The 11,410-nt window shown below is 41.0% G+C and carries 8 protein-coding genes; 6 read left to right on the forward strand and 2 right to left on the reverse strand.

Annotated elements, in window-relative coordinates:
* The first annotated feature begins 95 nt into the window (after nucleotides 1-95).
* Nucleotides 96-2,150, forward strand: coding sequence for a CotH kinase family protein (locus Q1V93_RS08720; protein WP_300663829.1), 2,055 nt, complete (start codon nucleotides 96-98; stop codon nucleotides 2,148-2,150).
* A 197-nt stretch (nucleotides 2,151-2,347) separates the two neighbouring features.
* Here the strand turns inward: Q1V93_RS08720 and Q1V93_RS08725 are convergent, their stop codons facing one another.
* Nucleotides 2,348-2,725 (reverse strand): hypothetical protein, encoded by a 378-nt coding sequence (locus Q1V93_RS08725; RefSeq protein WP_300663831.1) that lies wholly within the window; start codon nucleotides 2,723-2,725, stop codon nucleotides 2,348-2,350.
* Nucleotides 2,726-2,853: 128 nt separating this feature from the next.
* On the opposite strand from Q1V93_RS08725, the gene Q1V93_RS08730 reads away from it, so the two are divergent.
* Nucleotides 2,854-3,648 carry a thymidylate synthase gene (locus Q1V93_RS08730; protein WP_300663833.1) on the forward strand — a complete coding sequence of 265 codons (795 nt, stop codon included), beginning with the start codon at nucleotides 2,854-2,856 and terminating at the stop codon, nucleotides 3,646-3,648.
* 181 nt (nucleotides 3,649-3,829) lie between these two features.
* Here Q1V93_RS08730 and recQ read toward each other — a convergent pair whose 3' ends face one another.
* A complete protein-coding gene (gene recQ / locus Q1V93_RS08735) occupies nucleotides 3,830-6,010 on the reverse strand; it encodes a DNA helicase RecQ (protein WP_300663835.1) in 2,181 nt (726 codons plus the stop codon).
* A gap of 198 nt (nucleotides 6,011-6,208) precedes the next feature.
* Here recQ and tatC point away from each other — a divergent pair, with 198 nt between their 5' ends.
* The 4 genes from tatC to lptB all read left to right on the forward strand — a co-directional run bounded on the left by tatC (nucleotide 6,209) and on the right by lptB (nucleotide 11,047).
* Nucleotides 6,209-6,979, forward strand: a complete 771-nt coding sequence (gene tatC, locus Q1V93_RS08740; RefSeq protein ID WP_300663837.1) for a twin-arginine translocase subunit TatC — start codon at nucleotides 6,209-6,211, stop codon at nucleotides 6,977-6,979.
* A 54-nt stretch (nucleotides 6,980-7,033) separates the two neighbouring features.
* On the forward strand, nucleotides 7,034-9,493 hold the full coding sequence (locus Q1V93_RS08745; protein ID WP_300663838.1) for a DUF5686 family protein: 2,460 nt from the start codon (nucleotides 7,034-7,036) through the stop codon (nucleotides 9,491-9,493).
* Nucleotides 9,494-9,586: 93 nt separating this feature from the next.
* Nucleotides 9,587-10,279, forward strand: a complete 693-nt coding sequence (locus Q1V93_RS08750) for a hypothetical protein (protein ID WP_367183782.1) — start codon at nucleotides 9,587-9,589, stop codon at nucleotides 10,277-10,279.
* A 33-nt stretch (nucleotides 10,280-10,312) separates the two neighbouring features.
* Nucleotides 10,313-11,047 (forward strand): LPS export ABC transporter ATP-binding protein, encoded by a 735-nt coding sequence (gene lptB / locus Q1V93_RS08755; protein WP_300663840.1) that lies wholly within the window; start codon nucleotides 10,313-10,315, stop codon nucleotides 11,045-11,047.
* Nucleotides 11,048-11,410: the final 363 nt, after the last annotated feature.

The following is an 11,410-nucleotide window of genomic DNA, read 5'->3' on the forward strand; positions in this document are numbered from 1 at the left end:
TCACAAACACAATCCGGAAGAATTATCCGAAAAAGTTTCTCACTAAACGTTTTCTAAACCGATTTAATCGTAATTTAATGTTTCAATAACATTGAATGAAAACGACTCTCTCCCTATTAGCGCTTGCTCTAAGTGTGATTTCGCACGCACAAACTTTTAACGGAACTTCGGGAAACATCCAGGATAACCAGGAATTGGTAAGTTCACTTAACGTCAGCGGACTTCCTGCAGCGATCAACCAGACAACCTTTGGTTTGGAACAGATTTGTTTGTCAATCTCACATACCTGGGATGCCGATCTGACAGCAACTCTCGAAGCTCCGGACGGCACTCAGATCATCCTTTTTTCCGCGATCGGCGGAGGTGATAATGATTTTGACGGAACCTGTCTGCGCGGTGATGCCACGATTTCCATTGTGACACAAGATGCTCCTTTCACCGGAACATTCAAGGCAATGAACCCCTTGGGGATTATCAACAACAACCAAAATCCGAACGGAAGCTGGAAATTGCGCATTTATGATTCCGCCAGCGGAGATGAAGGAACGCTGGATTCCTGGTCAATCACTTTCGGATCGAATCCAGCAACACATCAACCTTTTACCAGCAGCAACCTGCCTCTTGTTATTTTAAACACAAACGGTCAAACAATTCCGGACGAGCCGAAAATCCAGGGACATATGAAAATGATCAACAACGGAGCCGGAAACCTCAATTACCTTACCGATTTTCCCAATGCTTACAACAACAATATCGGAATCGAACGACGCGGATCTACTTCGGCTGATTTTCCTCAAAAATCTTATGGCTTTGAAACCCGCGACATTAACGGAACCACAAAAGACACGGTTTTATTAGGCCTTCCTGCGGAACATGACTGGATTCTTTACGCTCCGTATAACGACAAAACCTGCATGCGGAATATTCTGACTTACGAATTAGCGAATCAGATGCAGCATTACGCTTCCCGGACTATTTTGTGCGAATTGGTATTGAATGATCAATACCAGGGAATTTATGTATTGATGGAGAAAATCAAGCGCGACGCCAACCGGGTTGCTATTGCCAAGTTACTTCCAACCGATATTTCGGGTGATGATCTGACTGGCGGTTATATCGTCAAGATTGATAAAACGACCGGAACCAACAGCGATGGGTGGACTTCCAATTACCAGTCGGCAGACAATTCGGATATCAACTTCCTCTACCATTATCCGAAAGCAGATGATATTCAACCGCAACAGAAGGATTACATCCAGGCATACATTGATTCGTTTGAAACAGCACTTGCGGGTCCTTCTTTTGCAAATCCATCAACGGGCTATCGAAAATATACCGTTCCGGAAACCTTCATTGATTTTCTGATTCTGAACGAGATCAGTAAAAATGTAGACGGTTATCGTTTGAGCACTTTTATGCACAAGGAAAAAGATTCGAAAGGTGGAAAATTAAGAATGGGTCCGATGTGGGATTTCAACCTGGGTTGGTGGAATTCGAATTATTGCTACGGAGATTCTTACACCGGATGGCAATATGAATTGGTGGACGGATGCCTTGGAGATTTCCGGCTTCCAACCTGGTGGACACGCATGACGGAAGATTCCTGGTTCCAGGACGAACTGAAATGTCGTTGGACACTGCTTCGTCAAAGTTTTCTTTCAACAGATTCGCTTCATGCAAAAATTGATTCCATTGCGCAATACATTGATCAGGCAAAAGACCGGCATTTTGAGCAATGGCCGCTTTTAGGAGTTTACACCTGGCCAAATCCAAACCCGATTCCGGCTGATTATGCAGGAGAAATTGCGGCAATCAAATCGTGGGTTCTGAACCGGGCTATCTGGATTGATAACAACATCATCGGAACCTGTCATTTGGGATTGATTCAGCAGGAAATCGCTTCGTTATCCGCTTATCCGAATCCATTCAACGAAGACCTGACTATTTCATGGTTCTCTGCGGGTATAAGCAATACGCTGATCAAATTATTCGATTTGCAGGGAAATCAGATCAACTCGTTTGAAAAAGCCTCTTCTTACGGAATGAATGAAGTGAAACTCGATCAGTTTTCCGCTTTGAGCAGCGGCATTTATTGGGTCGAAATCCAGGAAGGAACTTCTATCAGCAGAATGAAGCTGGTGAAAAATTAAGGTTTTGTATCGGAAGATAGATGATTGTTTTTTATTGAAACCTCTAATTGGTTTAAAAGTTGAAATAGTTCAATTACCGATAGCTATCGGGATCAATATTCAATGTAACATTTTTTGAACCTTTTGATCATTTGAACTTTCAGCAGTATATCTCTATTCAACAGAAATCACCGGAAGTCCGGAACAACAATGAATTCTTACTGTTTCTTCAAAAAAGCATCCGGCTGCGGGTAAATTCCCTTTCGCTCCAGACGCCGGTCTTTTTTGTATAAAACATAGTTTTCGGGAATGTATTGTCCGTCTAGTTTTACTTCGAGGTAAACAGCATATTTGTCTTCACTCAGAATCAGATATATTCCCTTCGTTTCTTTCGAATCGATTTTCTCCGTGAGTGTTCCGTCGGTTTTAAATTCAACCGAAACATGTGCCTGGCGAACCTGCAGAACTTCTTCACCCAATTCCAATGCATAAGAAGGTATTTCGCCCTGGTAAACACCCAGATTCTTTTTCTTCAAAACCTGAGAATCCACAGACAATGAGACTACTAACATCCATACCAACAGCAAAAAACGCATTTTCCAGTTTTGGACAAAAATAGAGAAAGGAATCAACAAAGCAACCGAATTATTAACCAAAGCAAAGAGCCTGTCATTAAAATCCCTAACTTCGAAGACAATATTCCAAAGCTCATTCCAACAGAAAAATGAAACAATATCACGATTTATTACAGCATATTTTAGACAAGGGAACTTTTAAAGGAGACAGAACCGGCACAGGAACCTTATCTACATTCGGATATCAGATGCGCTTCAATTTAGAAGATGGTTTTCCAGTTCTGACGACCAAAAAATTGCACCTGCGTTCAATCATTCATGAATTGTTGTGGTTTTTGCAAGGCGATACGAATATCAAATACCTGAAAGATAATAATGTTTCGATTTGGGATGAATGGGCAGATGAAAACGGAAATCTGGGACCGGTTTACGGGTATCAATGGCGGTCGTGGCCCACTCCGGACGGAGGTTCTATTGATCAGATTTCGAACTTGATTGAGCAAATTAAAAAAAATCCGAATTCCAGAAGATTGATCGTGAATGCATGGAATGTCGCTTATGTCGACAATATGGCTTTACCTCCGTGTCACACGATGTTTCAATTCTACGTTGCAGACGGAAAATTAAGCTGTCAGTTGTACCAGCGTTCGGCAGATACGTTTCTGGGAGTTCCGTTCAACATCGCGTCTTACGCATTATTGACCATGATGGTGGCACAGGTTTGTGATTTGAAGCCGGGAGAATTCATTCATACATTGGGTGATGCTCACTTGTATTCCAATCATTTGGATCAGGCGAAATTGCAGTTAACACGTGATTTCAGACCCTTGCCAACCATGAAAATCAATCCGGATGTGAAAAACATTTTCGATTTCAAATTCGAAGATTTTGAATTATTGAATTACGATCCGCATCCACATATTAAGGCTGCAGTAGCTGTTTAGACAGCAAGATTTTAAGACTGCAGGATATTCGGATTTCTTACCTAAAGAAATAGATACGCATAAAAAAAGGACACTTCGACTTCACTCAGTGTCCTTTTTTACAATCTGTTTTCTTACGCTTTTTTGAGGTGTGTAGTAACCGAAATACCTGTGGCTTCAATTCCGCTCAGCCACCAATAGTTTAATTCGCCATTTCACTCATAAACTTGATGCGCATCAAACGCAATTCTTCTTCGGTATAATCACCGTCAAATTCATGATAAGCTGTCGCCAGATCGTCTGTTTCAGCTTCTGAGAAATAGTCATAGATCTCTTCCTGGTTATCCGTATCGAGAATATCGTCGATGTAATAATTGATATTCACTCTTGTTCCGGATGAAACAATTGCTTCAATCTCTTCAATCACTTCGTCCATCGTTTTTCCCTGTGCTCTTCCGATATCTTCAAGCGGTAATTTCCGGTCAATATTCTGGATCAGCTGCACTTTCAGCACCGATTTATTGATCAGGGATTTTACCACCAAATCCTGTGGTCTGTCGATATCATTCTCTTCCACATAATTTTCGATCATTGCAATGAACGGCTCTCCGTAGCGCTGTGCTTTTCCGGCTCCAACTCCCTGGCAATTCGTCAACTCATCAATCGTAATCGGGTATTGGAAACACATGTCTTTCAAAGACGGTTCCTGGAAAATGACAAAAGGAGGAATGTTGTTCTGTTTCGAAAGCGATTTTCTCAAATCAATCAGCATATCATACAACACCTCATCGAAAGCACCTCCTTTTCCGGGAGAAACCATCGCATCGTCATCATCCGAAGCAGAGTAATCGTGTTGTTTCAACAAGGTAAATGAAACCGGATTTGCTAAAAATCCCCTTCCTTTCTCAGTAAACTTTAAGGTTCCGTATGTTTCAATATCCTTGTAGAGCAAACCTGCCACTACCGTTTGACGAATCACCGCATTCCAGAAATGTTCATCCCGGTCCTTGCCAACTCCGAATAAAGGAGCCTGATCGTGCCTGTAACTTTTGATCTCGGCAGTAACTCCGCCCGATAAGAAGGCACAAACGTGTTTCGACTTCTGTTGCTCCTGAAGGAAATCAACCACCTGGAGCAATTGATGAACAAATTCTTTTCCTTCCAGTTTTTCTCTCGGATGCTTGCAGTTATCACACATTTCATTGCATTGCCTTTCATCAAAAGTTTCTCCGAAATAATGCAGGATGAATTTTCTTCGGCAAACGGATGTTTCGGAGTACGAAACGATCTCACTCAACAACTGTTTTCCGATTTCCTGTTCTGCAACCGGTTTTCCCTGAAGGAATTTTTCCAGTTTTTCAATGTCTTTGTACGAATAGAATGTGATACACTCTCCTACTCCGCCGTCACGGCCCGCACGCCCTGTTTCCTGGTAATAACTTTCCAGTGATTTCGGAATATCATGATGAATTACAAAACGCACATCCGGCTTGTCGATTCCCATTCCGAATGCAATGGTTGCAACGATCACATCCACTTCTTCCATCAGGAACATATCCTGGTGTTTTGCACGGGTTGTTGCGTCCAGTCCGGCGTGATATGCCAAAGCATTCACTCCGTTCACCTGAAGCAACTCGGCCATTTCTTCTACTTTCTTCCTGGAAAGGCAGTAAATAATTCCGGATTTCCCGGAGCGCTGGCGAATGTATTTGATGATTTCTTTTTCAACGTTTTGTTTCGAACGGATCTCGTAATACAAATTATCCCTGTTGAAAGACGATTTGAACAAGTCCGCATCCATCATATTGAGGTTCTTCTGAATATCTGCCTGAACTTTTGGAGTTGCAGTAGCAGTTAATGCGATGATCGCTACATTGGAGATTTTTTCAAAGATTTCACGCAGACGTCTGTATTCCGGCCGGAAATCATGTCCCCATTCAGAGATACAATGCGCTTCATCAATCGCAAAGAACGAAATCGGTACAGAAGTAAGGAAATCAATATTTTCTTGTTTTGTAAGCGATTCGGGAGCTACGTAAAGCAGTTTTGTTTTTCCGGCAAGGATATCATCCTTTACACGGTTGATTTCTGTTTTGCTTAAAGAAGAGTTTAAGAAATGAGCAATAGAGTTATGATCACTCACATTGCGAATGGCATCTACCTGGTTTTTCATCAATGCAATCAGCGGGGAAACTACAATAGCAGTACCTTCTGATAACAATGCAGGAAGCTGATAACAAAGGGATTTTCCACCACCGGTTGGCATGATTACAAACGTGTTCTTCTTCTGTAACACATTGGTGATTATGTTTTCCTGTTGTCCCTTGAACTGATCAAAACCAAAAAATTTCCTAAGTGCTTCTTTCAGATCATTCTGATCCATAAAGTTTGAATATTAGAGGATTACCTAAATTTTACTAAATATCGAAATTACTGATAATAAAACGCATAGGCGCTATAAAATCGGCAACTACACTAAAATACAAGATAAATGAATAAAAAACAACTATTAACATTTCATTACCACATTTTTTTGATGAATTATTAACTTTGCACCCACATTATGGAAGAGGAAAAAAATATGTCATTCTTACAACATCTCGAGGAATTGAGATGGAGACTGGTTCGATGCGCTGTAGTTATTATCGTACTTGCAGTGGTTATTTGGTGGAATCAGGATTGGATTATGACACATATTTTCCTGTCGATGAGCAAGCCGGATTTCTTCACTTTTGACTTTTTCTGCAACACCATGAATTTCATGTGTGTGGATGAAATTCCGATCAATTTTCAATCGACTACCATGGGCGGACAGTTCTCTTACGCTTTGTGGATGAGTTTCTTAGGTGGAGTAGTTGTTGGTTTTCCTTTTATCTTCTGGCAGTTATGGTCTTTTGTAAAACCGGGACTGAAACAAAACGAAAAGAAGATGGTGAAAGGAATTGTTTTCTATGTGAGTATTCTTTTCTTCCTGGGAATCTTATTCGGCTATTTCATCGTTGCTCCGATGAGTGTTCAGTTCTTCGGTACTTACCAGATTACGCGTGAAATCAAGAATGACTTTACGATTAGTTCTTATATGAGCACCATTTTGTCGACCGTTTTTTATTCCGGATTATTTTTCCTTCTTCCGATTGTTGCATACTTATTGGGGAAACTGGGAATTGTTTCATCCGGATTTTTAAGCAAATACCGGAAACATGCAATTGTGGTGGTTTTAATCCTTGCTGCAATCATTACTCCTCCGGATATGATTTCCCAGGTGATCGTAAGTATTCCGATTTTACTTCTTTACGAAATCGGGATCTTTGTAGTGAAACGTGTTGAAAAAACGCGTCTGACGGAGGAATAATCTGACTGATAACGTGTTGTTTTTGTCCAAGTTTTACGTAGATTTATGGCATCTATGCTCAAACGAAGGATTCTATTTCTACTCTGCCTGATCCAAAGCTTTGTCTTCTCACAACAGACAAAAGTTTCAGGGCGTGTCGTAGACGCAGCAACCGGCGAAGGTATGCCCGATGTTCGAGTGCAGTTTCAGCTTTCCAAAATCGGAACGTTAACGGATAGTCTTGGTTTTTACACCCTGCAAACGTATTATGCCACAGACAGCGTCACGTATTTCATGCCGGAGTTCGTGATGGTTACAAAAGCCGTTAAACGCGATGCAGAACAAACAATCGACGTTGCTTTAAAGGAAATGGTTACGGATATCATCGAAGTAACGGTGAAACCTCCGGATGAGTTTCCTTCCACAACGTTGCACAAAAAAGTAATTGCGCATAAGCACATCAACAACAAGGAGAAATTAGATTCGTACGATTACGAACTATACAACAAAATTCAGATCGACCTGAACAATATCGGCGACAAATTCAAGGACCGCGATATTGTGAAACGACTCGATGTAGTAATGGATTACCTCGATTCGATAGATGGCGGAAAAACCTATCTGCCCGTTATTCTCTCGGAAAACATTTCCCAGTTCAGCTTTAAAAATAACCCTAAAAAGAAACGCGAACTCGTATCTGCAACCCGGATTTCGGGAATCGAAAACCTCCAGCTAAATCAATTTCTCGGAGAAATGTACCTGGATTTCAACATCTACGATAATTACCTGAACATTTTCCAGAAAGCCTTCATCAGTCCTGTGGCTAATTTTGCCCGCAGTTACTACAAATTTTACCTGGAAGACAGTATGTTCATCGACAACAACTGGTGTTACAAACTGCGCTTTACTCCGAAAAGAACCGGAGACATGACCTTTGAAGGTGAAATGTGGATTAATGACACGACTTATGCCGTCAAATCATTCAAAGCCAAACTGTCTCCCGGGGCAAATATCAACTACGTTCAGGATTTGTACATGGAACATCATTTCGACCAGGTGATTCCGGAAGTCTGGATGCTGACCGAAGAAAAAATGATCCTGGATCTGAAAGTTACCAAGGGAACCAAACTCTATGGTTTTTACGGCAGAAAATACTCTTCCCGCAAAAATTTCGTGATTAATAAAACGCATCCGGATGATTATTACAAAAGCGATTTCACCGTTGAATTTGCAGACAGCGCCAAGATCCGGGACAGAAATTATTGGATCGCACACCGGCACATTCCATTGAATGATCAGGAAAACGGGATTGATGAAATGGTTGATTCCCTGAATCAGGATCCGTTTTTCAAATTCCTGAAGAATTCGACCTACATGCTGGCCACCGGTTATTACCCGGTCGGAAAAATTGAAATCGGTTCGATTTATTCCCTGATTTCCGTGAATCCGGTAGAGAAATTCCGAACAGGATTAGCTCTCCGTACATCGAATGCTTTTTCGAAACGGATTGAGTTCGGAGGAAGATTGTATTACGGTTTCGGCGACAAACGATTCAAATACGGATTAACAACCCGGATTAACCTCACTCCGAAAAAACGCGGGCTTCTAATTATTTACGGAAACCGAGACATCGAACAGATCGGTATTTCGCCCACTGCAGCTGCCGTAGGATCAACTTTCAGCTCCTTGTTGAGAACAGGGCCTCTCGACAAATTAACATTTGTGGACAAAGCCGGAATCAACATTGAAAAAGATCTGGGGAAAGATTTTGTCATTTTCGGCGGGTTCGAATGGAAAGAATATACTCCGCTCGGTTTGGCAACGTACGAACGCAAGAACGAATACGGAGGATTAGACACCTTGAGACACATTCAAAGTTCGGAAATAACACTCCGCTTCAGATGGTGTAAGGATGAAGAGTTTATATCCGGAAATTTCGACCGCACAACACTTCCTTCCAAATTCCCGATTCTATCCATCCAGGGAATTTTCGGAATCAAAGGCGTTTTCGGAAGTGATTACAACTATCAGAAAATCGAATTTGCGATGGAACATAGCCGCAACATCGGAGTTTTGGGTCGTCTTCGCTACGGTGTAAATGCCGGAGTTGTATTGGGAACCGTTGCTTATCCGTTCCTGAAAGTGCATGAAGGAAGTCAGTCTTACTGGCTGTATACGAATTCCTTCAACCGCATGTCATATTTCGAGTTTATTTCCGATCGTTACGTCGGCGGATTCCTTGAACATCATTGGCAAGGCTTACTTTTCGACCGCATTCCGTTGATGAAAAAACTAAAATGGCGCCTGGTGACAGGAGGAAGGATCACTTATGGCGCAATCAGCCCAAGACACAGCGAAGTCATGATCATTCCGTCATTTACCAAACAATTCGGGCAAATTCCTTACGCAGAAGCATCAGTCGGAATTGAAAACATCTTCAAACTGGGTCGCGTTGATTTGGTATGGCGAATCACACACCTGGAAAAAGGAATTCTTCCGCTGGGAATTCGCGCAAGATGGTCGTTTATCTTTTAATTTGTTTTTTTAATCGTCGTGAATTTAATACACCTTCTTTATTCTAATTACTTTATATCCTTAATACTTCAAGGATTTTGCGTATTTCATTGTATGCGTAAAGGCCATTCCAATCAGTGGTTATGGCTAATTATTTTTCTTCCATTTATTGGCAGCTTGATTTATATTTTCACGGTTGTCTTTACCAAAGATAAATTTAGCTCGGTAGCATCGAATGTAAACACCGTGATTCGTCCACATGGCAATCTGAAACAACTTGAACGCAATTTAAAATTCTCCGATACATTTAAAAACAGGATGTTATTGGCAGATTGTTATCAAGCTTTAGGAAGAGACGAAGAAGCTCTTGCATTATATGAACAAAATCGTCAGGGGCTTTTTGCAAATTCTCCTGAATTAATTACCGCTATGATGTGTTCAAATTATGCTTTGAACAACCACGAAAAGGTCATTGAGCTGGCTGGTTTAGTGAATAATCATTCAGACTTCAATCGTTCATTCGCTCACCTATCTTATGCCAAATCTCTAGAGCAGTTGGGTAAAAACAAAGAAGCTGAAACAGAATATAAAAAGTTCGATAGACGGTATTCTGATTTTGAGGGAAAGTATGCTTATGCCAACTTCCTGGAAAATCAAAACCGAATTGAAGAAGCAACTCAACTTTTAAATACGGCTATTGACGAATCAAAAAATATGACCTATAAAGAAAAGCGAAATCACATTTTCTGGATTCGTCAATCCATCACAAAAATAAAAGAACTCGAAAAGGGCATTCATACAAAATAATTCATGCTATAAAAAATATCGTATTTTCGCAAGGTGAAGCTACATACGCACGATATCAAGAAGACTTACAAGGGTCGAAACGTTGTAAAAGGTGTTACCATTGAGGTAAACCAGGGAGAGATTGTTGGTTTGCTTGGTCCGAACGGAGCAGGAAAAACCACTTCTTTTTACATGATGGTTGGTTTGGTAAAACCGGATGAAGGACATGTTTTCCTGGATGACCTGGAAATCACACATTATCCGATGTACAAACGTTCTCAATTGGGAATCGGGTATTTGCCACAGGAAGTTTCGGTTTTCAGAAAACTCAGCGTGGAAGACAACATCTTGTCGATCCTGGAACTTTCCGATTTGAATAAGGTCGAGCGAAAAGAGAAGATGGAGCAGCTTCTGGAAGAATTCAGCCTGACAAAGGTTCGAAAAAACCTGGGAAACAGACTTTCCGGAGGTGAAAAAAGAAGAACCGAGATTGCACGCGCTTTGGCAACGAACCCGAAGTTTGTGCTTTTGGATGAGCCCTTTGCGGGAGTTGACCCGATTGCCGTAGAAGACATCCAAAGTATTGTTTCAGATCTGCGTAAACGCAATATCGGAATCCTGATCACGGATCACAACGTGCAGGAAACCCTGTCGATTACTGATCGGGCGTATTTATTGTTTGAGGGAAGTATCTTAAAATCCGGAACAGCGGAAGAACTGGCTTCAGATGAGCAAGTTCGGAAAGTATACCTGGGACAGAATTTCGTTTTACGCAAGAAAAACCATTAGGCATAAAAAAAGCCTCCGTGGGAAGAGACTTTTGGTTTGTTTCGTTATTTAGATGCTAAATCAGCATTTTCAGTGTTATTAACACTTCCGTATGCATCACAATGTCCTCTGGATGATCCGCAAGATGCTATAACCACTGCTAAAAGGGCAGCCATTGCTGCGTAGGCAAAAAATTTCTTCATAGTTATCCGCTTGTTTTTAGTTTACTAGTTGTTGTCTTGTGGTACAAATCTATCACTTTTAACGAAATATGATACAAAATATTATTCACATTCCGTTTTTTATACTGTTGATTAAATGTGATTTAATCGAAAATGGAAATCTTTTTTTAACATTAAAAACGAAACCATCAGATAAACCAAC

The organism is Fluviicola sp. (assembly GCF_030151805.1).
GTDB lineage: Bacteria > Bacteroidota > Bacteroidia > Flavobacteriales_D > Crocinitomicaceae > Fluviicola.